The 24,722-nt window shown below is 64.1% G+C and carries 24 protein-coding genes; 17 read left to right on the top strand and 7 right to left on the bottom strand.

What is annotated here, in order from left to right; genetic code table 11:
- Positions 1 to 5 precede the first annotated feature (5 nt).
- Genes AC1Q6V_RS33010 through AC1Q6V_RS32995 form a run of 4 tightly spaced genes read right to left on the bottom strand, consistent with a single transcriptional unit; the run spans position 6 to position 4,200 of the window.
- On the bottom strand, positions 6 to 2,453 hold the full coding sequence (locus AC1Q6V_RS33010) for a VirB4 family type IV secretion system protein (RefSeq protein WP_492344768.1): 2,448 nt from the start codon (positions 2,451 to 2,453) through the stop codon (positions 6 to 8).
- Complete coding sequence (locus AC1Q6V_RS33005) at positions 2,447 to 2,776, bottom strand: conjugal transfer protein (RefSeq protein WP_284495107.1); 330 nt, start codon at positions 2,774 to 2,776, stop codon at positions 2,447 to 2,449. The genes AC1Q6V_RS33010 and AC1Q6V_RS33005 overlap by 7 nt, the downstream gene beginning before the upstream one ends.
- A gap of 6 nt (positions 2,777 to 2,782) precedes the next feature.
- A complete protein-coding gene (locus AC1Q6V_RS33000) occupies positions 2,783 to 3,133 on the bottom strand; it encodes a TrbC/VirB2 family protein (protein ID WP_284495106.1) in 351 nt (116 codons plus the stop codon).
- 17 nt (positions 3,134 to 3,150) lie between these two features.
- On the bottom strand, positions 3,151 to 4,200 hold the full coding sequence (locus tag AC1Q6V_RS32995) for a TadA family conjugal transfer-associated ATPase (protein ID WP_284495105.1): 1,050 nt from the start codon (positions 4,198 to 4,200) through the stop codon (positions 3,151 to 3,153).
- Positions 4,201 to 4,584: 384 nt separating this feature from the next.
- Here AC1Q6V_RS32995 and AC1Q6V_RS32990 point away from each other — a divergent pair, with 384 nt between their 5' ends.
- The 17 genes from AC1Q6V_RS32990 to AC1Q6V_RS32910 all read left to right on the top strand — a co-directional run bounded on the left by AC1Q6V_RS32990 (position 4,585) and on the right by AC1Q6V_RS32910 (position 21,815).
- Complete coding sequence (locus AC1Q6V_RS32990) at positions 4,585 to 5,292, top strand: VirB8 family type IV secretion system protein (protein ID WP_284495104.1); 708 nt, start codon at positions 4,585 to 4,587, stop codon at positions 5,290 to 5,292.
- A gap of 28 nt (positions 5,293 to 5,320) precedes the next feature.
- Positions 5,321 to 6,205 (top strand): TrbG/VirB9 family P-type conjugative transfer protein, encoded by an 885-nt coding sequence (locus AC1Q6V_RS32985; protein ID WP_284495103.1) that lies wholly within the window; start codon positions 5,321 to 5,323, stop codon positions 6,203 to 6,205.
- Between the two features lie 29 nt (positions 6,206 to 6,234).
- A complete protein-coding gene (locus tag AC1Q6V_RS32980) occupies positions 6,235 to 7,491 on the top strand; it encodes a TraB/TrbI/VirB10 family type IV secretion system protein (RefSeq protein ID WP_284495102.1) in 1,257 nt (418 codons plus the stop codon).
- A gap of 43 nt (positions 7,492 to 7,534) precedes the next feature.
- On the top strand, positions 7,535 to 8,302 hold the full coding sequence (locus tag AC1Q6V_RS32975; RefSeq protein ID WP_284495124.1) for a lysozyme family protein: 768 nt from the start codon (positions 7,535 to 7,537) through the stop codon (positions 8,300 to 8,302).
- Positions 8,299 to 9,585 carry a TrbG/VirB9 family P-type conjugative transfer protein gene (locus tag AC1Q6V_RS32970; protein WP_284495101.1) on the top strand — a complete coding sequence of 429 codons (1,287 nt, stop codon included), beginning with the start codon at positions 8,299 to 8,301 and terminating at the stop codon, positions 9,583 to 9,585. Before AC1Q6V_RS32975 ends, AC1Q6V_RS32970 begins: the two co-directional genes overlap by 4 nt.
- Positions 9,582 to 10,013 carry a lytic transglycosylase domain-containing protein gene (locus AC1Q6V_RS32965; protein WP_284495100.1) on the top strand — a complete coding sequence of 144 codons (432 nt, stop codon included), beginning with the start codon at positions 9,582 to 9,584 and terminating at the stop codon, positions 10,011 to 10,013. The genes AC1Q6V_RS32970 and AC1Q6V_RS32965 overlap by 4 nt, the downstream gene beginning before the upstream one ends.
- Before the next feature lie 28 nt (positions 10,014 to 10,041).
- Positions 10,042 to 10,542 carry a toxin co-regulated pilus biosynthesis Q family protein gene (locus tag AC1Q6V_RS32960; protein WP_284495099.1) on the top strand — a complete coding sequence of 167 codons (501 nt, stop codon included), beginning with the start codon at positions 10,042 to 10,044 and terminating at the stop codon, positions 10,540 to 10,542.
- On the top strand, positions 10,542 to 12,215 hold the full coding sequence (locus tag AC1Q6V_RS32955) for a type II secretion system protein GspD (RefSeq protein WP_284495098.1): 1,674 nt from the start codon (positions 10,542 to 10,544) through the stop codon (positions 12,213 to 12,215). The genes AC1Q6V_RS32960 and AC1Q6V_RS32955 overlap by 1 nt, the downstream gene beginning before the upstream one ends.
- A gap of 16 nt (positions 12,216 to 12,231) precedes the next feature.
- Positions 12,232 to 12,885 (top strand): type IV pilus biogenesis protein PilP, encoded by a 654-nt coding sequence (pilP, locus tag AC1Q6V_RS32950; RefSeq protein ID WP_284495097.1) that lies wholly within the window; start codon positions 12,232 to 12,234, stop codon positions 12,883 to 12,885.
- A gap of 3 nt (positions 12,886 to 12,888) precedes the next feature.
- Positions 12,889 to 14,136 (top strand): type 4b pilus protein PilO2, encoded by a 1,248-nt coding sequence (gene pilO2 / locus AC1Q6V_RS32945; protein ID WP_284495096.1) that lies wholly within the window; start codon positions 12,889 to 12,891, stop codon positions 14,134 to 14,136.
- Positions 14,133 to 15,935 carry a GspE/PulE family protein gene (locus tag AC1Q6V_RS32940; RefSeq protein ID WP_284495095.1) on the top strand — a complete coding sequence of 601 codons (1,803 nt, stop codon included), beginning with the start codon at positions 14,133 to 14,135 and terminating at the stop codon, positions 15,933 to 15,935. The genes pilO2 and AC1Q6V_RS32940 overlap by 4 nt, the downstream gene beginning before the upstream one ends.
- Positions 15,932 to 16,972, top strand: coding sequence for a type II secretion system F family protein (locus AC1Q6V_RS32935; protein ID WP_284495094.1), 1,041 nt, complete (start codon positions 15,932 to 15,934; stop codon positions 16,970 to 16,972). The genes AC1Q6V_RS32940 and AC1Q6V_RS32935 overlap by 4 nt, the downstream gene beginning before the upstream one ends.
- 34 nt (positions 16,973 to 17,006) lie before the next feature.
- Entirely contained in the window at positions 17,007 to 17,507 is a 501-nt protein-coding gene (locus AC1Q6V_RS32930) for a prepilin type IV pili (protein ID WP_284495093.1), read from the top strand.
- A 92-nt stretch (positions 17,508 to 17,599) separates the two neighbouring features.
- Positions 17,600 to 18,100, top strand: a complete 501-nt coding sequence (locus tag AC1Q6V_RS32925) for a prepilin type IV pili (RefSeq protein ID WP_284495092.1) — start codon at positions 17,600 to 17,602, stop codon at positions 18,098 to 18,100.
- 35 nt (positions 18,101 to 18,135) lie between these two features.
- Positions 18,136 to 18,615, top strand: coding sequence for a hypothetical protein (locus tag AC1Q6V_RS32920; protein ID WP_284495091.1), 480 nt, complete (start codon positions 18,136 to 18,138; stop codon positions 18,613 to 18,615).
- 7 nt (positions 18,616 to 18,622) lie between these two features.
- Complete coding sequence (gene pilV / locus AC1Q6V_RS32915) at positions 18,623 to 19,870, top strand: shufflon system plasmid conjugative transfer pilus tip adhesin PilV (protein WP_284495090.1); 1,248 nt, start codon at positions 18,623 to 18,625, stop codon at positions 19,868 to 19,870.
- Positions 19,871 to 20,489: 619 nt separating this feature from the next.
- A complete protein-coding gene (locus AC1Q6V_RS32910) occupies positions 20,490 to 21,815 on the top strand; it encodes an IS4 family transposase (protein WP_284495089.1) in 1,326 nt (441 codons plus the stop codon).
- A 48-nt stretch (positions 21,816 to 21,863) separates the two neighbouring features.
- Here the strand turns inward: AC1Q6V_RS32910 and AC1Q6V_RS32905 are convergent, their stop codons facing one another.
- From AC1Q6V_RS32905 to AC1Q6V_RS32895, 3 genes are all read right to left on the bottom strand, one after another.
- Positions 21,864 to 22,895, bottom strand: coding sequence for a CAP domain-containing protein (locus AC1Q6V_RS32905; protein WP_284495088.1), 1,032 nt, complete (start codon positions 22,893 to 22,895; stop codon positions 21,864 to 21,866).
- A 237-nt stretch (positions 22,896 to 23,132) separates the two neighbouring features.
- Positions 23,133 to 23,462 carry a hypothetical protein gene (locus AC1Q6V_RS32900; protein ID WP_284495087.1) on the bottom strand — a complete coding sequence of 110 codons (330 nt, stop codon included), beginning with the start codon at positions 23,460 to 23,462 and terminating at the stop codon, positions 23,133 to 23,135.
- Between the two features lie 65 nt (positions 23,463 to 23,527).
- Entirely contained in the window at positions 23,528 to 24,712 is a 1,185-nt protein-coding gene (locus tag AC1Q6V_RS32895) for a FlhC family transcriptional regulator (RefSeq protein ID WP_284495086.1), read from the bottom strand.
- Between the last annotated feature and the right edge of the window lie 10 nt (positions 24,713 to 24,722).

The following is a 24,722-nucleotide window of genomic DNA, read 5'->3' as shown; positions in this document are numbered from 1 at the left end:
ATTCGTTAGGCACGCGCCAGCACTTCGCGCACGTACCGGTCTTGCCACTCGGGATGCCCGGAGGCGTAGTGGCGATCGAGCACTTCCTGCGCGTAGCCGTCCGAGCGCAGCATGGCGACCATTTCCTTGTTGAACGCGGTTTGCAGCATCCGGCTCTGGGTCTTGGTGGTCCAGTAGTAGTCCCGGTTCGGCACGGCCTCGGCAATCAGCTTCACCTGGTCGACGGTGAGGCCGAACACGTCGCAGTACAGATCCTTGCTGGTGACGGCCTGGCTGTTGGGCAGGTAGAGGATGTTGGCGATGTTGTCCTTGAGGATCTCGAAGTCGGCCACGCGGGCAACTTGCTGCAGGGACTGCGTCGCCATCCAGATCGCGCCGTTAAGCTTTCGGATCGTCACGATCCAGGTTTCCAGCCGGGCGTAGAAGCGCGGATTGGTGAAGAAGAAGCCGGCTTCCTCCACCTCGATGATGGTGTAGCGCGTGCCCCCCATCGACTGGCTGATGCGGTAGAACGCATAGTCCATGAAGAGGGCCGCCGCGCGCGGGAAGTTGCTGAACAGGTCGCCCATTTCGATCGACAGGTCATCACTGACTTCGAAGGCATCCTCGACGTGATCGAAGAAGTGTCCGTACTGTCCGCCCTGTACCCAGATTTGCAGCCGCTCTCGCAGCGAAGCGTGCAACTGCGTGCACAGATTCGACAGCGTCCAGCGCTCCCGCGGGAAGCGCGACAGGATCTGCACGGCCTGATGGAGGTCGGTGCGCTGCTGCGGCGTGACCCGGAAATCGTCGTCCTCGATGGCGAGCACCAGCCAGTCGGTAACGTAGGCGTGGTTGTCCGGGTTGCCCAGCAGCGACAGCGGATTGGTCTGCGTGGCGCCCTGGAAGCGGCCGGTCACGTCAACGAACTTGCCGCCCGCCAGCAGCGTCGGTATCCGGGTCGAGCGGTCCTTGTCGAAGCGGATGCGCCGCGCGCCCTGGCGGCCCGCCTGGGTGACGAGGAAGTTGAGCATGACTGACTTGCCAGCACCAATGGGCCCCAGCACGAGCAGGTGGCCGTTGCCACCGGGCTGGTGCAGGTCTACCCGTTGCGCGGTGCGATGGCGGGTCGGCAGGCAGGTCAGCGGCGGCGTCTCCACCCCCGACAGGTTGGTGAGCCAGTTGTTGCGGGTCGGACCAGGGCGCACCGAGCGCAGCGGGGCAATGTCGGAGACGGCCGGTGTTTCCACGAACTGCAGGCGGCGCTGCTTGTCCCAACGGCCGGGCAGGGTGCTGTTCCAGGCCGGCAGCAGGTTGGCCTTCTCGCGGATCGGGCCGAACCCCGCGTTGGTGATGGCGCCCACCACCTCGCTGACGGCATCCTCGCACTCGGCTTCGGTGTCGCCGTAGACGATCACGGAGATGTTGACGAAGCCGTGTTGCTGGCCTTCGGCGGTGAGGCGGCGCAGCGCGTCGCCCGCTTCCGCAGCCAACTGCTGGCGGCCCTCGTCGTTCTCCGCTTCCTCCTTCGCGGCCATCTGCTTGACGATCGACCAGAGGTTGAAGCTCGCCATCTTGTAGAAGCGGCGGATCTTCTCGATGTAGTTGGTGGCCTTATGGGTGTCGAGGAAGCGATAGAGAATGCAAATGTCCAGTTCGACGTCGAGTTGCGTGAGCACGTCGAGCGCCGCTTCCTGAAAGCCCATCCATTCCTTGACGGCCACGATGGCGGCATAGCGTTTGCCGTGGGCTGATTCGAACAGCAGTTTGTCGGAGCCGCCGGTCACCTCCGATTCGGTCAGATGCGAGTCCAGCAGCGTCACCGGGAAGCGCACGCGGCGCGGCGGCACGGTCGGATTGGCGGTCTGGTGCAGGGCTGCGAGGCTGTCCTGCATCGACAGTCGCGACAGGCCGAGTCGGGTCGCACCGCCCGCGAAGGCATCGAGCATCGACTCAAAGCGCTTGGCGTCGGCTTCGGTGCGCTGCAGGTCGAAGGCGAAGGCGTTGCGGGCCAACAGCACGTCCTTGGCGGTCTCGAAGGCGGCCACGGCGAAGTTCTTGGCTCCGACCGTCATGTGATAGGCCATGCGCTCGAACACCTTGTCGATGCCGTTCTCCGGCGTGTAGGCCAGGGCGAGCGAATGCGAGTTCTGGAAGTACTTGCCGCTGGCCATGTTCGCCCGGTTGAGCGCGTCGAGCCGGGCGTCGGAAGCCGCGGGGAAGCTGCCCCCGATGTACTCGCGGGTGCGGCGATGGCGCAGGCGCCACCATGCGGTCACGCGGCTGTCAAAGCTGCGACAGGCCTGGTCGAGCTGGTCGCGGGCCGAGGACACGTCGTGCTTGTTGGGGCTGTCCGCATCGATGCCGTCGAACACGTAGGTGGCCAGCAGCGAGCCGTCCTTGTTGAGCACCAGATCGGGGGTGACGAGCGTCATCCACGGTGCGATTTCTTGCATGGGGCGGCGTGTCAGCATGGCAGGTCGCTATCGAAACCGTAGGGGCGCCGAAAGCGCGGGCTGAATTTGCCATGCCACGGCGTCGACTCGTACACATCGCCGTAGTGGTTGTAGACGTTCAGCACGAGGTTCCACCACGGGTCGCTGGTGGTGAGCCAGCGCAGGAAGAGATGGACGCACAGGCCGAACAGGAAGAAGCCGCCCACCGTCCAGATGCCGCCCGAGTAGGTGGCGTAGCACAGCAGGGCGGTGATGGTTCCGTTGGCAATGGCGAGCCCGCGCACGGCACCGCCGAGCATGCGGGGCAGGGAGAGCGAGCGGCTGACGGCGTGCTGGCGCATGGTCGATCAGCAGTACGCGGCGAGGCCCATGTTCTTGGCGATCGGGATGGCGGCCGCTGCGATCCCGATGCCAACGATGGCCGTCATGACGACTTTCACGATGGTCGATTCGGAGTTGGCAATGCCGATCGCGCCCAGGATGATGACCACCACGCCAATCACGAAGATGACGGGACCGCTGACCAGTGCCATTATCGAGCAGATCATGTTGGTCAGGCCGCTGAACATGCCGAGATCGGCAGCGAAGGCGCTCTGCGCGCACAGCAGCATCGCCGCGCCCAACAGCAGGGCAGTGCGCTGGCTATGGGTACGTGCGGCGTCGAGTGGCAGGCGCGGTTGCGGATTGGGGCGGAACATGGGTGGTTGAACTCCGGTTAGAAAACGCGATTGACGACGTAGTCGTTGTTCTTGAAGCCCTGGATTTCCAGGATTTCCGAGACGTGCCGCATCTCGCCGGTGCGGCGCAGGTGCAGGACGTAGTGGAAGCATTCGGCGATGAGCTTGCGCATATCGTCCAGCTCCCAGCGGGAGCCGGCCGGGATGCCGAGCATCGCCAGGCTCTCCAGCCGCGACAGGGCCGAGCGGGCGTTGTTGGCGTGCAGCGAGGCCATGCCGCCGTCATGGCCGGTGTTGAGCGCTTGCAGCAGGTCGAAGGCCTCGCCGCCGCGCACCTCGCCAACGAGGATGCGATCGGGGCGAAAGCGCAGCGACAGGGCGACCAGCTGCTGGGTGGTCACGCGGGTGTCGGCGTTAGACAGCAGGCGCACTTTGTTGGGCACCGCCAGCTTCAGTTCCATCGTGTCCTCGATGGACAGCACGCGCTCGCTGTGGGGGATCTCGGCCACCAGCGCATTCAGGAGCGTCGTCTTACCCGACGATGTGCCGCCGGCGACCAGGATGTTCTTGCGCTGCACGACGAGTTGGGTGAGCGCGGCCTTGAGCGATTCGTCCTCCACCGGACCGTCAAAGATCGGTTTGTCGTCGGCGGTGTTGCGTGCCACGCGCGCGGAGAACGCGCCCATCGCCACATAATCCGCCAGCGACAGGTTCTTCTCGCGATGGCGACGGATACTGAGCGCGTTGCCGTCCATGGCGGTGGGCTGCATGACGGCAGCAATCCGCATGCCCTTGTAGCCGGCGTTGATGATGCCCTGGTCGGTGCCGCGCACCGCTGACTTCTGCACCGAGGCGGCCAGCGCCCGCACCGCGCCTTCGAGCATGGCCGGATCGAGCCGGATATCGAGCTGGAGCAGTTCGCCGTGGCGCTCAATCCAGACGCTTTCGGCGTGGTTGATCATGACCTCGGCAATGTCCGGCGCTTCGACATAGTTCTTGATGGGACCAAGCGCCTCGAAGAACATCGCGACCGCGCTCGCTTCGAGCTGGTCGAATTGCAGGGGGGAGGGGGCGGCAGGTGCAGACATGCCGCTATTGTTCTCGTTCGGCGCGCGCGTGTGCGGCCAAGAAATATGCGATTTTCGTGAGCTTTCAAAGAATTCCAGGATCGCACTGCAGAGGCCGCCCCTGACAGATAGGGGGCGAGCACATGAGTCCACCCTACTAGCGATAACAGAGCGAATTCGCACGCGTTACTGCAAGTAGGGTGGACTCATGTGCTCGGGGTGGTCAGTGAACGCAGCCCGAAGTGCATGCCACGGTCAAGCGAAATCGGAGCAGGTGATGGCAGGCGTGGAGCCACAGCACCAGTGATGTTAGAAAAATTAAAAGCTGTCAAAAATCGCGTACCTTTCGCGGCGCAGTGAGTACCGATTCGCTGGTTCAATAGGCGGCATCCAAACAGGTGCCGCATGCCACTGTTCTCACGCCGCAACGAATCGAAGAAAGCCCTATCGCCCGCGCCGGGCATGTATGCCGGTGAGGACGTCACGCAATTCCTGTTCGACCGCACCGCCCGGGTGGTGGTCGAGCGCAATCACTGGAAGCTGGCGACCCTTGTGGCCGCGCTGGTGGCGGTGGCGGCGGTGATGACGCGCCAGCCGCCGGAGCCGGTGGTGCGTGTGGTGGGCGTCTCGGCGGATGTGAACGGCAAGCCGCTGGCGCGTGAACTGGATGCCTACCAGCCCAAGGCGCTGGAGATCCAGGTCGCCTTCCGCGACGTGGTCACGCGCATGTTCACCATCGAGCCGGTACTCACGCCGGAGATCGAGAACTCCCGCATCTTCCAGAACATCAATGGCGTGAAGAAGCAGATGGTGGGTGCGGCGCGCAAGCAGTTCGAGGACTGGCTGGCCGAAGACGCGCCGTTTCGAGCCATCGCCCAAAGCCCATCGCTGGTGCGCGAGGTCCAGGTCACCAACATCGCCTTGCTGCCGGATAACACCGTGGCGGTGGAGTTCGTCACCTCTACCCGCGACGAAGGCTCGAAGCCGCGCAAGCAGCGCTACGCGATGACCTTCCGTTATCAGATTGACCCGCCGAAGAGTGACGCCGCACTGAGCTCGAATCCGTTTGGCATCTATCCCGTGTTCTTCAGCATCCAGAAGTCAGCCGGCTGAGTCGCCGTCTGCGTTCGCCACCGAAGCCATGTCCCAATCCCTGCGTCCCAAACTTACTGTCGTTGGCCTCACTGCCGCCCTTTGCCTCATGCTGTCGGCAGGCCCGGGCTTTTCGGCCGACAAGCCCTCGCGCAAGGCCCCGCCGCCGTTGCCGATGCTCGGCATTGGCGACATGGCCGATGCAATGAACCCGATGAACCCGTTTAATGGTGGGGTCGAGCCGGTGGCGTTGCCCGGCGATTCGCGCCTGGTGGTCTTCCCCTACAGCGCAGACCAGATCTTCCGCGTGCTGACCGCGCCGCTCAAGGTCACCACGATCGAGTTTGGTGCCGACGAGCAGATTGTTGGCGAGCCTGCCTGGGGCGAGAACATTCGCTGGAGCTTCGAGACCGACGGCGCCAATCACATTTACGTGAAGCCGAGTGGGTCCGGGCTGGTCAACACGCTGTCAGTCAACACCAACAAGCGCAGCTACGAATTCACGCTGGTGTCCTCGCCCTTGGGCGGCATCTTCTATCAGAAGGTGCGCTTCCGGGTGCAACAGCCGTTTGGCGCCAAGGCGAAGGCTCGCGCCGATCAGGCGCAGGACGAGCGTGAAGCCGGTGCTCCCATGCCCGATGCGGTGGCCGTGTCTCCGGACAAGCTGAACTTCGACTATGGCGTGTCGGGTAGCGCGAACTTCAAGCCAGAGACCGTGTTCGATGACGGCAAGGCGATCTGGATGCGGATGCCGAAGACGGCTGACTGGCCGGTGGCGCTGGTCAAGGACGGCAGCGACTACGTGGTGGCGAACTTCATTCGGCGCGGTGACTTCCTCGTGCTGCAGCGTCTGGCCGAGGAGGTGGCACTGCGCTCAGGCGATACCGAAGTGACCGTACAGCGCGGCCGGCGGCGCTTCCTGGGCGTGTTCTGAGCGAGGCGCATCCCGTGAAGCAACAGCCCGTGACTGACGTCTCCGACGCGCAAGAGCGCCTCACCAGTGGCAAAGTGCCGCGCAACATCGTCGTGACCCTCGGCGTGGTGGCCGCGGTCGTGGTGGGCACGCTCGGCTACTTCTACCAGAGCGGCATGGAGTCGGACCTGGCCAAGGAAGCCGAAGAGAAGAAGGCCAAGAAGCTGCAGGAGCGCACCAGCAACCCGGACAACGGCGGGCTGGATCAGCTGATCCGACAGCAGCAGGAGGACGCGCGGAGGCTCGCGGCACAGCAAGTGGCCGACGGCGGCACGCCTGAGCCGACCGGCAAGGTGCCGGTCATGACGGCGAAGGACTTCGTGCAGCAGTCCACGACCGCGCCTTCTGGCGAGCTGGCGAAGGCGAACGACATGAATACCATCATGAATTCGCCCATCTTCAAGTCGGATGGCAAGGCCATGCGTCGCGATTCGGGCAGGCGGCAGCCGGATATGAGCGGCGTGATCGACCCGGCGCAGATGCGGGCTCAGCAGCAGGCCGCCGTTGCGGGCATGGGCGGTGGCGGGGCCTATGCGGCTGGCGTGGCTGGTGTGGCTGGCACGGGCGCCGCGGGTGCCACGGGCGGCGCCGATCCCGGCCCTCAGTCGAGCGACAAGCAATTCCTGCGCGGCGCGGCGGCGACGACCTTTACCCGCACCGGCTTCGCCGGCAAGCTCGCGCCGTGCACGGTGAGCCAGGGTTTCGTCATTCCAGCTACTTTCGTGGGTGGCCTGAACTCGGACAAGCCGGGCGAATTCCGCGCGACCGTCAGCAATGATGTGTATGACACGGTCAACGGCACCTGCAAAGCGATTCCGGCAGGATCGACGCTGGTCGGCACGTACAGCAGCGACATCGCCATCGGGCAGGAGCGCATCCTGGCAGCCTTCGTGCGTATGCAACTGCCCAACGGCAAGTGGGTGCCGTTGCTCGGCATGGGCGGAGCTGACCCGAACGGCTACGCCGGCATCAGCGGCGACGTCAACAATCATTTCTTCAAGATTTTCACCGGTGCCCTGATTATCGGCGTGCTGGAGCAGCGCTTTAACGATACGGCCACGGCCACGACGGCGGGCCCTGCAGGCATCACCACGTATGGCAATACTGCCGGGCAGGTCGCTGCGCAAACGGCGCAGACGATGCTGAACCGCAATCAGAACATCCGCCCGACTATTACCACCAAGCCTGGGCAGAAGATGCTGGTGCAGGTCAAGCACGACATCGTGCTGGAGCCCTACCGTGACTAGCCCGGTGAGCAAACTTGCCCTGGCCACGCTGCTCGCGCTGGCCATGACCTGTGCCGGTGCGCAGACCGTTGCGGCGATGGTGAGCCCTACTGCAGTGCTGGTGCGCGAGGGCGGTGCGGCACGCGTGGTGTCGCTGCCGGGCAAGCCCGTCCTCTACTGCGGGCTGGACCCGTTTCTCGGCTGGTCGGCGCGGTTGATTGGCGCGGCGCTTCACCTTGAGCAGGGCAAGGACGCGGAAGTCGAGGCGCACGGCCAGCGGCTGGCGCTGACCACCTTGCTTGCCCGCGACGGCTGGCTGCGCCCCGAGCGGCTCGACGACGACGCGCAGATTGCGCTGGTCGAGCGGCGCGGCGGCTGGGCGTGCGCGCCCAAGATCGCAGCCTTCGCACAGATGAGCACCAAGGTCGATCCGCGCATCCTCGCTGGCATCGCCATGAACGAGTCGGCCTATCGGGGGCGCCCGTGGCCGTGGACGCTCAATGTCGCCGGACGGGGTATGTATTTCGCCACGCGCGAGGACGCACACGCCGCGATCGAGCGCCTGCTGGCCGCCCGGCGCTGCGATTTCGATGTCGGGATCATGCAGATCAACTGGTGCTACCACGGCAAGCGCTTCGCGTCGGCGTGGGATGCGCTCAGTCCCGCATCCAATATCGGCGCGGCCGAAGCGATCCTGATCGACAACCTGCAGCGCACTGGCTCCGCGATGAAGGCCGTGGCCTGGTACCACAGTGCCAACCCGGCGCGCGGCGGCCCGTATTACGCCCGATTCCTGAATCACTTCCAGCAACTGAAGGCTCCCCAACCATGATGAAGCCGCTTCTGATCTCCGTGCTGGCCCTGGCGGCGAGCGGCGCTGCCGTCGCGGCGGACACCGATCCGCTGGACTTTGACTATCAGGTGGTGGCACGCGCGAGCGACCGTCCGGCCCTGATCTTCAATGATGGCCTGTCTACCTATATCCAGCCGCGTGGCGGCCAGGTCGTGTCGGCCGATGGCGCGCAGCAGAACGGCCCCTACTGGGTGATTGATGGCGTACCGGACGTGGTGCGCTACAGCGTGAATGGTCAGAACGTGGTCGCTCGCTGGAAGCGCGCCAACGCCTTCACGTCCGAGCCGGCGAACCCGACCGGCGATCTCCCGCGCCAGGCCGGCATCTCGGGTCGGCTGGCGCTAATCGGCGGATACACCACGCTGCCGGTGGTGCGCGCAGGGCGGTCGTCGCTGCCGCTGGCTCAGTTGGTCAAATCCATCGCCCCGGCGGGCTGGACTGGAACAGCGCAGAAGGACATTCCGTTGACCGAGGATGTCACGGTCGAGCTGAGCGGCGGCGAGAACTGGCTGCAGGCGCTGGTACGCGTGCTCGATCGTCGCGACCTTTACGCCGAAGTGGACTTCACCCGTAACAACATCGCGCTGCGCGCCGCGCCGCCGAAGGGCTTCTCGGTGGTAGGCCAGCAGGCGAGCGGCGCCGCGCCGGGCGGCGCGCTCCAGGCCTCCGTCGGGACAGCAGCTGCAGCATCGGCCGCACCGATCGTACCGGCCGACAGCGCACCGGCGCCGATGTCGGTCGCCGGCACGCCGCTGCCTGAGGGTGCGACGTTAGCCTCGGCGTTTGGCGCGCTGGCGATCCGCGATAACAAGCAAGGCCGGATTGAGATCCGGTTCGAGCAGGAGCCTACGGAGTTGGTCCTGCGCGACGACGCCGATAGCAAGATCTGGACGAAGTGGGATGAGACGCAGCGCGTGCTGTCGTTTGCCACGGTTGACCGGTTCACCGCGACCGCGGAGGGCAAAGCGGTGGAGGTGAAGCGCACCCCGGAAATCGACTATGCGTTTCCCCGAGAGAACAGCGCCGGCCTGGAGATGGTCTTCGAGAAGGATGGCGCCACCTACCTGAGCTTTGCCAAGTCGATGGTGAGCGTGTCCGTGTTTGGCGACGACCACCAGCGCAACGGCGAGCAGAAGGACCGCTATTACAGGTTCGACGGCATTGCCGCGCGCCTGACGGTGATCGCCGACGGCAGCGTGGTCTATGTGGATCGTGTGCCTCGGGTGCGGTTCAAAGAGCAGCCCGGAAAGGTGGCGCTGTGAGGATCGGAGCAATCGGGTTCCTGTGCATCTTGCTCACCGGCGCTGCCCATGCCGACTGCCTGGATGATGCCGCGGTATTTCATGGTGTGAGCCCGTCTCTGCTGCGCAGCATCGCCATGCAGGAGTCTGGGATGCGGCCAGGGGTCACGAATCGCAATGCCAACGGCTCGGAGGATATCGGTCTTATGCAGATCAACTCGATCCACCTGCCGCGTCTGGGTCGGTATGGCATCACGCGTGCCCACCTGTTTGATGGATGCATCAATGCCTACGTCGGCGCGTGGATTCTGCGCGAGAACATCCAGCGCTTCGGGCCGACGTGGAAAGCAGTCGGAGCTTACAACGCTTCCTCACCCGACAAGCAGTTGCGCTACGCCAACCAGATTCATGCGCGGTGGCAGGCGCTGCAGCGCGCCGCCTTGCGGTAGTTCCTTCACCTCAACCGAACGCATAGCTATGTGCCAATCCAACCGAACCACCCGCGTTGCCGTCGCCGCAGCGTCACTGCTGAGCGGCCTGATCCTTATGCCAGAGGTGCACGCCTCGCAGCTGTCGAATGACGGCTGGCAGACCCTGCAGCCGCCCCGTGCCGCCAAAGAGGCTGTCGGCCAGACGTTGCTGGCCGCAAATACGCCCTCCGTGGCTGCGGCGCCGAGCAAGGCGAACACGCCGGCAGTGTCGAGCGTCGCGCCGGCAGTCGGTGCCGTGTTCCGGCTTGTCAAAGGGGAGGCGCTGCAACAGCAGCTTCAGAACTGGGCGAATCGGGCCGGTTGGACCGTCGCATGGAATGTCCCGGACGGCTGGATTGTGCCCGGCGACAAGGACTACGGCAGTGACTTCGAAAGCGCCGTGAAGCGCGTGGTCGAGGAGCTGGCCAACAACGGTGCGGACGTGGTGGGCGATAGCTGGCGCGGCAATCGTACGGTGATTATCAGCCAAAACGGGATGGTGCAGTGATGATGCGAAAGAAGAGGAATGCGGCGCGCTACACCGCGGCCGCCGTGGCGGTCGCCACGTTGCTGTCGGGCTGCGGCGTCATGGAAACGCGCAACGTACAGAACGCCATCGGCAGCGAAGCCCATGCGGCCTACGCCGACGCGCCGCGGAGCCGCCCGGTTTTTCGGGTGCATGAAGGCGCCTGGCTGATGGGGGAGAAGATCCGCGCCAGCAAGCCGCAGCCGGACATCTACAACAAGCACGTGGTGTTCAAGGGCACGCTTGGCTCGCTGACCGAAGCGGCGAGTTGGATCGCACAGAGTGTCGGCGTGCGTGCGACCGTGGACGCCTCGGCCGTTGCACCTGCTGTGTCGGGTGCGGCGCCGACCCAGCCGGCCGCCGCAACGCGTCCGACCGGCCCGATCCCGATGGGTGGCACGCCGCGCGTGGACCTGGCCACCTCGCTGGCTGGCGCGTCTGCGTCGGGCCAGGGTGCTGGCATAGCGATGACTATGCCGCTGACCCTTAGGTACGAAGGCAGCTTCAAGGGCTTCCTGGATGCGGTCGAGGCCCATTTCGGCGTTTGGTCCCGCTACAACGACGGCACGGTGTCGTTCTTCAGGACGGAAACCCGGACCTTCATGCTGCCGAGCCTCGCGGATTCGTCGTCAATGAACGGCTCGATCACCACGTCGGACAGCAGTTCCGGCGGCACGGCCGGCGTCGGCAGCAATGGCAGCGGGTCTGGTGGAAGCGGGGCGGGACGAAGCGGCCAGTCCATGACGATGTCGACCGAGATGAAGCCATGGGAGACGCTGCAGGCGACCGCGAAGGCAGTCGCGGGCGCGAGCGCCGAGGTCGTGGTTGACAAGAACCTGGGCACCCTGACGGTCACCGGCGACCCCGTGCAGTGCGACCGCATTGAGCAGTTCGTCAAGAGCCTTGTTGCCATGTATGGCAAGCAGGTCGCCATCGACGTCCAGGTCTACGAGGTGCGCGTCACGCGCGAGGACAACTATGGCCTGAACCTGTCGCTTGCCTACCAAAGCTCCAGCGGTAAGCCGGACGTCTCGTTCAGTTCCGTCAGCACGCCAACGATCTCCGGCGGCGCCACCCCTATGAACCTGGGCGCGTCGATCATGAGCGGCCCGTTTGCCGGCAGTAAGGCCGTGGTGCAAGCGCTGTCGACGCTTGGCAATGTGTCGCAGGTGGTGTCGCGCTCGGGCGTGACGCAAAACGGCAAGGTGCTTGCCTTGCAGACCGCCACGCTGCAGGACTACGTCGCGCAGTCGCAAACGACGCTGGCCGCCAACGTGGGTTCCACCAGTTCCATCCAAACCGGGACGGTGACCTATGGCTTCACCAGCAACTTCCTGCCGAAGGTTGTCGATGGGCGAATTCTGATGAATTTCGACATGACGCTGTCCGACCTGCTGCCGCTGCAGCGATTCAACTCGGGCGGCGATGCGAACCAGACCAGCGTGCAGCTGCGCACCATGCCGACCAACCGGTTCACGCAGTCGATCACCCTCAAGCCCGGCGAATCACTGGTGCTCACCGGCCTGCGTAACCAGAAGGCGTCCACGACCAACAACGGTGTCGGTGAGCCGTGGATGGCTGCGCTCGGCGGCGGGGTCGGTGCGCTCAAGGGAGACACGGTCATCGCCATTATGATCTCGGCCCGTTTGCTGTAACACAGAGACCCATTCCATGCAGAATCGCGCATTCCATCTTCGTTGGACCTCGGCCGCGCTGGCCATTGCCGCTATCGTTGGCCTTTCGGCGACCGACCCTTCCCATGCGGCGTCGATTTCGAACCCTGCTGCGGCGGCGATCGCATCGGCCGGGGGCGGCGCAGTGACGGCGCAAGCGGGGACTGGCGCTGCCACCCCAGCGGCTGCGGGCGGGACGCCCACAGCGGCCACCACGCCCCCGGTGGAGACGGCGCAACCGTCGCGCGCCACTGAGTCGTCGGAACTGGCGGTGTTGCAGTCCCAGTTGGCACTGTGGAAGGCAAAGGCCGAAATCGCCAAGTACAAGGCGGAAGTCAAGCGCGCCGATGACTCGCTGGTTGCCGCTCCTGCCGGGGCGACGCCGGGCGCCGGCGTGGCGTCGATCTCGCTGGCTGGCCCAATGCCGGCGGGCGGCGCCGCCGAGCGCGCCCCGCGGCTCGCGGCGGAAGCGCCCCGGCTGGTGTCGTTGCGCGCGTTCGATGGCCACTACAACGCCGTAGTGGATGTCAGCGGCCGCACGATGCCGGTTCAGGCTGGCGACACGCTGGACGGTGGCTGGAAGGTCGTGAGCATCGACGGCGGCGGGGTAAAGCTTGCCAACGGCAAGCGCGTGCGCACCCTGAGGCCGTGAGCGATGGCTGAGATCCTGTCATTCCCCGGACTGAAGGGCGGCTTTGCCATCGGGCTGACCTGGCAACACGAGGAAAAGCAGCCGAGCAAGGGGGTTCTGCGCGCGAGAGCGTTGGAACTCGGCCGCAATGTCCGCTGGGGCGTCGTGCATGAAAGCGCGGAAGGCGCCATCCAGACTGGCTTCTGCGAGGCGCTTGCTGGCGCCAAGCCAGCCGGGCTGAAGCCGCTCGCCGCGATTGTGGCCGGCCAGCACCGCCAGCCGTGGATGGGACTCTTCCATCTGCAGGGGAGCATCTACTGGTACATCGCCGTCCGTCAGGGGCACGCCGTCATTGCCGGTGGCGACCGGGTGGGCACGCTTGAGGAGCTGACACCGGTCCGCGAGCGCCATCGTGCCCTGGGTGAATGGACGGAGGTTGAGGGAACGGTTCGGGACCTCGCCAATATGGCGCGGGCCTCGAAGGGCGTGTCGCCCATGCGAGACGTCCTGAGCGGGCCTTGGAAATCTACCTCCTACGCGGTAGCTGCGACGGCAGGCGTGGCGACCCTTCTTGCGGGAGGCTGGTACTGGTACGACCAGCAGCAGGAGGCTGAGCGCGAGGCGCAATTGATGCGCCAGCGCGCGATCGCTGCCGCGCAGCGTGCCAATGAGGCGGCTCGGCAGCTGGCGGTACCCTGGGTCGAGGAAGCTGCGCCGACCGCCTTTCTGCAGGCGTGCCGCCGCGCGTGGGACCGCCAGGCCCTCGCGGACGCGGGCTGGACGCTCTCCAGCTGGCGCTGCAAGCCAGCCACGTCGACGACCCTGACGATCGAAACCACCTGGCGGCGGGAGGGCGGCTTGGCCGCCAACGCGCCGGGTGTGCTTTTCACCGACGGCAATCAGGCGACGGCGACCGCGAATGCGCCGGCGGCATTCCTGCCTTCGTCGCGGGCGGTCAATACGCCAACCGAAGCGCAGCGTTCGATGTGGACGTATGCACAGGGTAACGGCGTGGTCTTGCAACTCACGTCGCCGCCGCCGCTACTGCCGGCCGATGGCAACACGCCGGTTGATCCATGGCTTGCCATGACGGCGGACATCGGCTTCGGCGCACCGCCGTGGTTGGGCGTGGGCGCGGGGATGGACGCCGTGGCGGGTCTGCGACTGACGGAAGTCAGCTATGAAGCCGCCGCCCAGGCTTGGAAGGGAACCGGAAAGCTATACGCAATGCGGGACGGCGCAGTGCCGCCTGCTAGGAGTCATCAACAATGATCGCGACGATCTCCCGTCTGTGGCGCAATCCACGCAGTGAGTCGGCACGAGGCACCGCATTTGCAACCCGGGCCGAGCCGTCGGTGAAGTCCGAAGCGCTGGCGTTGCCGAAGCCTCCGGAGGTGCTTGAGCCGCATATCCTCTATCCGCGCAACCTGCTGGCCACCTTCGAGCGTGTTGCCTGCAACCTGGATCATCTGACGGCCGACCAGGCGGCGGCGCTGCGTCAGCGCGTCGCGGAGAGCGGGCTGCACGTGGAGGACGTCGCCAAGGAGCTGGGTCTGACCGATGACAACGTGCAGCAAGTCCTGGCGGTGCACGGCTGCGACGTCTATGTGGATGCCCGACATTTTGGCACGCCGCGGCTTCTGACCTGGGAAGCCAAGTTGCGCCGCTGCGGCGCAGCGCCCCAAATGCGCAAGGTCTCTGCGCAGGAGCTTGCCGTGCTGCGTCAGCAGCGCGGCGCCGGCCAGCAGCAGGACACCGACCTGCAGACCCTGACCCTCGCGCGCCGGCTGATCGCGGATTGCGCCATGCTGGTTGCTTCGGACATTCACATCCTGGTTCGCGAGGACCATACCGAGATCCAGGTACGAATCAAGGGTGATCTACGAACGGTTTCCGCCCAGTCAATGCGCCGCGAGGAGGGCGAACGCCTGATCCGTGCCATGTACACCGGCCTCGCCACGGTGAAGGCAGCCACCTACAACCCGCTGGACGTGCAGGACGCCCAGATCGCGGGCGACGCGCTGCCGGGCACGGGGCTGTCCAGTGTGCGGATCGTGCGCGGACCGGCTTACCCGGTGGAGGGCGGCGGGGGCTTCCTCGTTGCGCGGCTGCAATACCGGGAGCACCACGAAGGCGCACTGAAGGCGGACGCCGTCGATGCGGCCAAACGGCTGGATCTGCGCACGCCGAAGGCGCCGGGCGGCGACTTCAAGCTGGGGCAGATGGGCTACACGCCGCTGCAGGTGGAACTCATCTCGCAGCTGCTGCGCCGCCCCATGGGCGTGATCGTCGTCACCGGCCCTACCGGGAGCGGCAAGACCACGACTCTATTTGAGTGCACGCGGCACCAGGCGCGCCTCTTCCCTCAAAAGCGGCTTATCACGATCGAGAATCCGACCGAGTATCCGATGGATTGGGCGATCCAGCTCACGACGGAAAGTGAGCGGTTCCCGGAGATGCTGCGCATGACCCTGCGGATGGACCCGGATGCGGTGCTGCTGGGCGAGATCCGGGGCGTCGAGGAGGCAATCGCGACGCTGCAGGCCGCGGCGACCGGGCACCAGGTGCTCACGACGCTGCACGTGACCGATCCCTTCGAGACGTTCTCCCGACTGGTGATGCTCGACCACGTTCGCCTGGCAATGGAGGTGATCGCCAATCACACCCAGATCATCGGCCTGATTGCGCAGCGGATCGTGCCGCTGCTGTGCCCGAAATGCTCGGTCACGCTCGACAAGGCACCCGAGCCGCTGCCAGAGTACATGCTCAAGGCGATGCGCTCGTGGGGGGATTTGTCCGACGTGCGCGTTCGCGGGGCCGGCTGCGATCACTGCCACGGCCAAGCCATCATGGGTCAACAGGCGGCTGCTGAGGTGGTCGTGACCAGCGAGCAGCTGATGCAGGACTTCATCAACGACGGTGTCTTGGCCGCGCGGCGCAATCATCGGCGCCGGCAGGGTTCGGACAAGCCCATGATCGCGCACGCCATGGATCTCGTGCTGGCCGGCCGTTTGAGCCCGGTTGACGCTGAGGGGAGCGTTGACGCCATTCCGATGAGGGAGCACCTATGAGCGGATTGTCTTGGGCAATGCGCCGGCGCCTGTATCAACAGGCATCGAGCCAACTGGAAAACGGGCTGACCCTCGCGCAAGTCATTGAGGACTTCCGGGAGCGGCAAGACAGGCGAGGCCGCAAGCGCGCAGCCGAGGCCGCGCACGAGGTCGGGCGCCAGGTGCGCGATGGCAAGACGCTGATGGCGGCGATGGGCGCGAGCCTCAGCGATCTGGAACGCAGCGTACTGGACGCAGGGGAGAAGGCTGGGCAGTTGCCGGACGCCATGCGGCTGGTACTGGACGTGCGCGAGCTGACCACGCGGATGCGCCAGAAGCTGCAGGCGAGCTTCTTTGCGCCCACGGTGTATCTCATCACACTGTACGTCGTCCTGCTGTTGATCGGCGGCTACATCGTGCCGCAATTCCTCGACATCCTGCCGATCGAGAAGTGGACCGACTGGGCCTACGCCATGTACTGGATGGGCCAGTTGGCCGTGGGATGGCCGGCACCGGTGATCTTCGGGAGTCTCGGCGCTTATGCCGTCTGGAGCTGGTGGGCGCTGCCGCGGTGGAGCGGGCCGGGCAGGCGGTTTTGCGACCAGCACGTGTTCCCGTTCACGGCGTACCGCGAAATCACCGGCTTTACCTGGGCGATGTCGTTTGTGGCGCTGTTGCGGGCAAAGGTCCCGGACATCGCCGCGCTGGAGGCTCAGATCGGCTCTGCGTCGCCATGGCTGGCCTCGCGCCTGAGGCCGATTCGCCTCGGACTGGCCGACGGTCTGGACCTGGCCGAAGCCATGCGACAGACAGGCAACGGCTTTCCGTCGCTCGACCTGATCGACGAGATCGGCGCGTATGCGGGCTTTGACGACTTCACCGAAAAGATCACGGTGGCCGTGCGGCAGAACGCTCAGGTGATCGAACGCCAGTTGCTCGCCAAAGGGATGGCAATGTCGGCGGTCTTCACGGGCCTGATGTTCCTTGCTTTCGTGGTGCTGCAGCTAGGCTCTAACTCACTCTCGTCGATTCTCACTTCTTCGATGGGCCAGTTCTAACAACCGCCGTATTCATACACATTAGGAGCATTTCATGGATGGCATTCTCGGGCGCATCGTCGCTATTGTCTTGGGCCTTCTCGCACTGGCTGGGATTGCCTACGCGGGCTACAACGGCTTTCAGAACCACAAGGCCAGTGTGGCGGTGACCAACATCGCGCAGCTGATCACGAATGCTCGCGCCGGCTTCTCGCAGGGCAACAACGGCTATACGAACTTCACTACGGCAAACGTGGCTTCGCTGATCACGAGCGGCATGTTCCCGTCCGACATGGTGCGCGGCACGACGCTGATCGATCCCTGGGGCAATGCCGTCACGCTCGCGTCGGCGAATAGCGGATCGCAAGGGGTCATCACCTTCGGCGGCGGCAACGCGCAGACGGCGAAGCAGTGCGTCAGCACGGCGCTTGGTCTCAAGGACTATGTGACGCTGGTGGTCGGATCGACGACCTTCAACCAGACCAACCTGCCCGACCAGGCCACCGCGGGTGCGGCCTGCAGCGCCACGGCCACCTTCACCCTGACGTTCCAGTAAGCCAAGCATCGGCAACCACGCCTCGCCATCGGTATCGCGTCCACGATGGCGAGGCGTCGCAGATCAGGGCGTGCATTGATTGGGGAAATGACATGGATGGGATTCTTGGGCGAATCGTCGCCATTGTGCTGGGTCTGCTGGCGCTCTCTGGTATTGCCTATGCCGGCTATAACGGCTTTCAGAACCACAAGGCGAGCGTGGTGGCGACCAACATGTCGCAGTTGATCACGAACGCCCGTGCAGGCTTCTCTCAGGGAAGCAACGGATACACCAACTTCACTACCGCAAACATCCCGGCAATGATCACCGGCGGGATGTTCCCTTCCGATATGGTGCGCGGCACCACGCTCCTGGACCCGTGGGGCAACGCCGTCACGCTGTCTGCTGCAAGCGCCGGGTCGCAAGGCGTGATCCGATTCGGCGGCGGAAATGCCCAGACTGCGAAGCAGTGTGTCAGCACGGCCATGGGCCTCAAGGACTACGTCTCGCTCGTTGTGGGCACCACCACGTTTACGCAGGCGAATCTGCCTGACCAGGCGACCGCTGGCACCGCGTGTAGCGCGACTGCCAGCTTCACGCTCACGTTCCAGTGAGCTCCGGCGCTGTCGTCACCTTCTGAGGGGGAGCCATGGGCTATCTCATCTTGCCGATCGCGACGGTCCTGTTCAGCCTTGGCATCGTGGCGCAAGGCTGGCAACTGTCCCAAGCAGCGCCGGGGGCGGGCGTGCCCGGGCGCATGGAATCCGTCGCAACGGTCACCGCGCAGCAGGCGCAGGCCTATGGGGCGGCATGCGTGTCGACGGCGGACGCGGCGCCAGGCCTGGTTGGCGCGAGCCTGCTCCCGGCGCTGCCGTCCGGGATGGTGGCGCCCAACGGCGCGGGGTGCATGGCCGTCGCCAACTCGGGCGGCGGGCGCGACGTGTACGGCTATGTGCGCGTTTCGTCTGGCGCGGGCGCCGCGCTGCTTGGGAGCACGCAAGGCGGTCTGGCGTGGTTCCGTGTCCGTAGTCAGGGAACGGCCATCAACCTCTCCACCGGCATCGCATACAGCGTGCCATCGACCATCCCCGTTGGGGCGCTGGTTCATTGGGTCCAGTTGAACACCTAAGAATCGCATGGAAGCCATACTCGGATATCTCATCGCATTGATGCTCTCGACACTGAGCGTTGCGGGCTTTATGACGTGGGCGAAGGCAGGTGTGACGAACGTGCAGACCGCAGCGGCGGCGAGCCAGATGCTTGTGTTCGACAAGGCGGCGCTGCAATTCGTGCAGGATGAGGCGGCGACATTGGTCGCGCAGACCACCCCAACCGTGCACGTCAACGTTACGCCGGCCATGCTGATCAACGGCGGCTATCTGCCTGCCGGATTCTCGGCGACCAACGTATTCGGACAGACCTGGTTGCTTCAGGTCCTGCAGCCAACGCCGAACAATCTGCAGGCGCTGGTCACGTCGCAAGGCGGTCGGCCCATCACTGACACGCGCCAGCTCGTGCAGAGCGCTGCGCAGGCCGGTGCGCAGGGTGGTTTCGTGCCCTACCCGGGACAGAACGGCGATCCGACGATGGTCGCAACGCGGGCCTACGGCGCGTACGGCGCGTGGCAGGTGCCCCTTACCAACTTTACGAACCCCGGGAGCGGCCGGCTCGCGTCGTTGCTCGCCTTTACGGGTACGCAGGCCAACAACGGCTATTTGTATCGGGTGCAGGTTCCGGGCCATCCCGAACTCAATCGGATGCAGACCTCGATTGACATGGGCGGCAACGATGTCAACAACGCGCGGCGGGTGACGGCGACCACCGCATTGACCAGCGGTGGAGACACCTATTTGACCAGTACCGGCGTCCCCGGCACTGCATGCAACGTCGAGACCTCGACTCGCAGAAGCATGAGCGGGACAGGGCATGTCATCTGCTCCGGGGGCGTTTGGCAGTCGATCGGTACGGCGGTGGCAAACATCTACGAAGGTATGTGGTGTGGCAACAATAGCCAGATTGCAACGAGCGCGACCAATGTTGGCTTCATCTGCAAGGGCAATCGATACATCGCGATAAACAACGCGCTGGGCAATTTGTCGATCACGCGGAAATTCGAGAACGTAACGGACGGAATGACGTTCTCCAAGGATACCTGTCCTGGCGGAAGCGCTTGGGCGCTTTACACACCAAAACAAGAAATGGTCAACATCACTGGGCACGTTATGCCGCCTATCCAAGGAACGTATTTTTCGATGGACGACTATGGCACCTACTGGTACGCGCGGGCAAACGCCATTTCGCCCGCAGCGTGGTACAGCGGCAATGATACGGCTGCGCTCGGCGGGCAACTCGTTGGCACGGTCACCACTGGTTGCATGTTCTAAAATCTGGGATCAATCCATGAAGCACTTCATTCTCGCCAGCCTTCTCATAGTCGAGGCTGCTGCGGCTAACGCACAGCTCTACTCCTTTCCGGCGCCACCGATGACGGTTGCCGACTGCAGGCCTGGTCACCATTGGTATCGGGATGGCATAAATCTTCCGTATTGCCGCGTTGATGATCCCCCACCTCCGCCCCCACCTCCGCCCCCGCCGCCTGGTCCGACATGCTATTACGAGCCAAATCGCTTCGGCGTCTGGATCGGGCCAATGGGGCAATGCTCCGCAGATGGCGGATGTGAAGGCAACGGATACACGGTCGCGTGGGGAGGCGCTATTGTCGCGAGAGAGATGTGGACTGGGTATATCGATCCGACTGATCTTCTGCAGAGGGCAAAGGCTGCCATTCCTGGGAGGGGGTATCAGGTAGGCGCGTGGAAGGGAGTTGTCGGTGGCAACGGGAACGCCGGCGATGTCAATTTTTTTGAAGCCTGCAGGTAGTATTCCGAAGAGAAAAGCCCGCCGAAGCGGAAATGCCGTTCAGTTAAGAGCTGAACGGCATTTTTGTATGTAGCGTCAGAGGAAGTTGTAAACGTTGCGCCGAGGTGTTAACTTTCGGGCGCGATGCTCTCCAGTCACCTGACCTTCCTGCTCGAGGCACAACAGCCGGCCGACTTAAGTCGGCTGGCCGAGCATCTTCCGTATGAGTGGATCGAGCGCGCGGTAGAGGCGACGGGAACGGCAAGTATCCGTCGCCGTCGGTTGCCCGCTGAACAGGTGGTATGGCTGGTGATTGCGCTGGCGATGTACCGCCATTGGTCGATCAGCGAAGTGCTCGACAATCTGGAGCTGGCACTGCCTGATGAGGTGGCGCCGTTCGTCAGCAAAAGCGCGGCGGCACAAGCCCGCCAGCGCGTTGGCGAGGCGCCGCTGGCCTGGCTGTTCGAACGAACTGCGCGCGCCTGGAGTCTGCAGGACGCCAGCGACTACGCCTTCAAGGGACTCAGCTTGTGGGCGATGGATGGCACGACGCTACGCACGACCGACAGCCCCGCCAACCGCGAGCACTTCGGCGCCCAAGCTTACGCTCGCAGGGTCGCCAGCTATCCGCAGGTGCGCATGGTGACGCTGACTGCGATCCCTACGCATCTGGTGGCAGGCGCCAGCTTCGGTCGCTATGACAGCAATGAGATGGTGTACGCCAAAGGCTTGTTGCCGCAAATACCGGATGATTCGCTCACGGTATTCGACAAAGGCTTCCTGGCTGCCGAGATCCTGTGCGGCCTGACGATGGGCGGGCACAACCGCCACTTCCTGATTCCGGCCAAATCCAACACGTGCTGGGAGGTTACGGCCGGCACGGCCGAGGACGCCACGGTACGCATGCGTGTCTCGCCGCAGGCACGCAAGAAGTGTCCGGCGCTGCCGGAGTTCTGGCAGGCGCGGGCGATCCGCACGATCGATGCACGCGGACGTAGCCGAATTCTGCTGACGTCGCTGTTCGATCGCCGACGCTTCAAACCTGCTGACATCGTCGCCTGTTACGAACGTCGCTGGCAGGTCGAAACAAGCTACCGGGAACTGAAGCAGTCGATGCTTGGCATGGAGCTGACCTTGCGCAGCCGGACCGTCGATGGGGTATGCCAGGAGATCTGGGGCGCCTTGATCGCCTACAACCTGATTCGCCGTGAGATGGCCAGCGCCGCCCGAGAAGCGAAGCTCGCGCCGACCGACATGAGCTTCGTGCGCGCCTTCCATGTCATCCAGCACGAGATGATGTGGGCAGCCGTCACGCCAGCCTACGCAAAATTGCCCGCCTGCCTGCGGCGCCTACGCGAGCGCCTAAAGTCGCTGCCCAATGTGAAACGACCCGGCCGCTCATGCGGCCGGGTCGTCAAGTCCCGCCCTTCACGCTACGCCGTTCGGTTCCTCAACAGGGACCATAACTGAACGGCATTACCGCCGAAGCGGGCCTTTCTCTTACGTGTGATTGCTGCCTTAGAAAGCCGTGAAGCTCCACGACTTAGTAACTGGGACGCCATTTCGGGCGCCGTTGAAGGTGGCGGTGTAAGTTCCAGCGCCCAGGGGTTGCGTCGGAAGCATGAAGGCAACGCCAGCGTAGATGTTCACGTCTTCAATGGCGCTGGCCACGGAGCCGGCCTTAGCCTTTGACGGAACCAACACCCGAACGGGGATAGACGTGCCGCCGGGGCCAATTAGTGTGAAGCTGGTGACCGTTAGCACATCATTGGCTTCCGGTGCCGGCACGCGGAACATGATGGGGTGACCTGCTGAAGAAAGGTCGGGCGCGGGATTGGGCGATTCAGCACCGGGGAAGAAGGTCCCGAATACCCTGTCGCTGTCCGCGGGGTAATATGCCATCGCACTTGCTGCCATCTGTTGGCCACCCCATTGTGCAAGGCCGTAACCCCCGCCCTTAGCTCCCGTAACTACGCCAAAGTTGATTACGCAGCGGTTGTCGCGCACCGAGATACCGACGGTTTCCTGATTGCTGGAGATGCCCTGAAGGTGATAAACGGACCGCATAAATCCTCCGACGCAGGAAAGTGCGTCCGGCGCGCCGCTTGAGACTTCCTGGCCGATCCATTGGCTCTTCGACCCTCCAGTTGCAACCACTTGGTCATAGGGATTGGCGCCCGTGAATCCAAGGTTCCCGGCAATTTCCAGGTGCCCGGTTGCGCTATTCGCCTTCATGTAGGCCAGGTGATTGTCGGCGGCAGTGTCAAGTTTTTCGTCTTGCTTGAGAGCGCCAACCCCCATCTTGAGGCGAACAGCATTCATAGCATCAAGGGCTGCGAGCCGCTGATCTCCGGCCGGGTAGGACGAGGGCGGTGCAGTGGTGGATGGCGGCACCGAGGCTGGATCTTGAGGAGTCGTCGGCGTCGTGGGCGGAGTGCTCGGCTCTTGCTTGGAACCACCGTCACCACCACCGCCACCGCCGCATGCGGCCAGAGCGAGCAGCGAGGCGAGGGCGAGTGCGGAGAGACCAGGCTTCATCAGCGTTTTCATTGTTGTATTTTCCTTCACTTGATTTTTGAGTGGCGCGCTCACATCGGAGCGTGTGATTTCATAATACCGACCTGAATCAGAAGTCAAGGGCACGGCACCGGCCGCGAGCCAATGACGCCGGCAGCCGTGGCGGGACAATTGGAGTTGATCGGCATAACGGCGCCATGGCTGCAAGACTTGAGAACGGGGCGAGTCAAGTCCGCTTGCCCGCCTCGTTGGAAATCTCCACGGTTGGCCTTAGCTGTCGTACAGGTAGGAGCCGCAGTGGTTACAAAGGTGCTGGTCGCGATTGGACAGCAGTCCACTGTTGCGCCACATCCGAATGCTCCCGGAATTGCAGTGGGCGCAGGCGATTCCCCGCTTCGTGCGGCAATGGGGGTACTTCGCCAGATAGTCCTTCAACAAGACGCGCTTCTGGCGGGTGACAAACAGGAGCACAAAGGGCGTCAGAAAGGTCAGCACGTACGCCAGTGCGCCCCAAATCCAGGGATTCCTGCCGCGCCGGTGGGCAAGATAAGCCGTGCAGAGCATGCACAGGCCTTGAAAGACCCAGAATCCGTAGTTCAAGAGACCTCGCTTCGTATGCTGGTGACACGGCGTGCCAGGGCACGCCATGTTGGTTGGGGAGGGTGTCAGCGCTTCTTCTTGCGCGGCCGGAGCCGCCCGACCCGCCCCACGTTCGGGGACGAGAGTGTACCGCTACAGCATGGGCACAGCACAGAATGCGCCAGGTCGCCGTTCGCCGTCAGGTATGCGGTGCCGCAGGTGCGGCACGCGCGCACGTCCAGATCATGCTCGGTTGCCATTGAGCGCAACAGGTGGAATGCCCGCTCGGCGGGAACCTTCGCCTCCTCGCCGAACATGCGCTTTGCGATATCGACAGCGGCAATGAACGCTTCGGGGATAGAGGCTTCAGTCGCCAAAGCCGAACGAAACAGCAAGAGATGAAACGTTGATTGCAATCGCTTGCCAGCCGAATCTAGGTACCAGCCGGAGGAGGTTGGCGAATGCCCGGACGGTGAGGATTCGCCATGGATGCGCAGATACATCTGGCGCACTGTCGTGACGTTCATGTTAAACAACGACGCTACGCCTTTGGCCCGGCACTTGAAATAGACGAACGTCTCGGCATAGGCTTCCTGCAGCGGACGCGCCATCCTGAGTCCACCCCAAGCGCCGGAGTGAGGCAGCTTGTCGGCTTTCACTGGAGAGTGCTCCATCAGGTAGTGAGCCATGAGTTCACTGGACAGGCGACCAGCGCCGGCTTCGGTCCAGAACGTGGGATTGGGAAAGCGCCACTTGAACAGCGGGATCGCCCGAGACGAGATCGCGAGTTCCACGCGGTGCTGCGGCAGCGTGCGCAGGTAGTCGGCCAGGTCGTTGGAGATACCCAGGAGTGGCGCGGCGAGCACCGACATATTGAGTACGTCGTACAGGGCGCCCACGTAGAGCCGGTTGTATTGCTCCAGCAGCATCCGGTCTACCGGCGTCAGATCTGGCGTCGCCATCGCCAACCTGTCGAAGCTCAGCGTTGACGTGGATCCTTCGGTAAAAGATGCCCAGTCTGCTGCAGTCTCCAGGGTAGGCGCGAAGGCGAGAAACGGCGAGCCGAACACTGTCGAAGACAGTTCGACGCTGTCTCGCAATGCCTGAATGTCGTCCTTCCTGGCGCCAAAAATCGCCTCGAACATCGGCTTTACGGTGAGGGTATTGACCATTGCCGTGGACAGGCGCAGGTTCGCCGACAGAGTGCGATCCTGCACCCATGCGGGATGCAGGAATTGTTCGTGAACCTTTCTGGTGTGGCGTCGTGTCATGCTATCTCTC

It is taken from the genome of Cupriavidus sp. GW823-FHT07B10 (assembly GCF_058794355.1).
The sequence above is the reverse complement of the archived record's forward strand: the minus strand, read 5'-3'. Positions and strand labels throughout refer to the sequence as shown.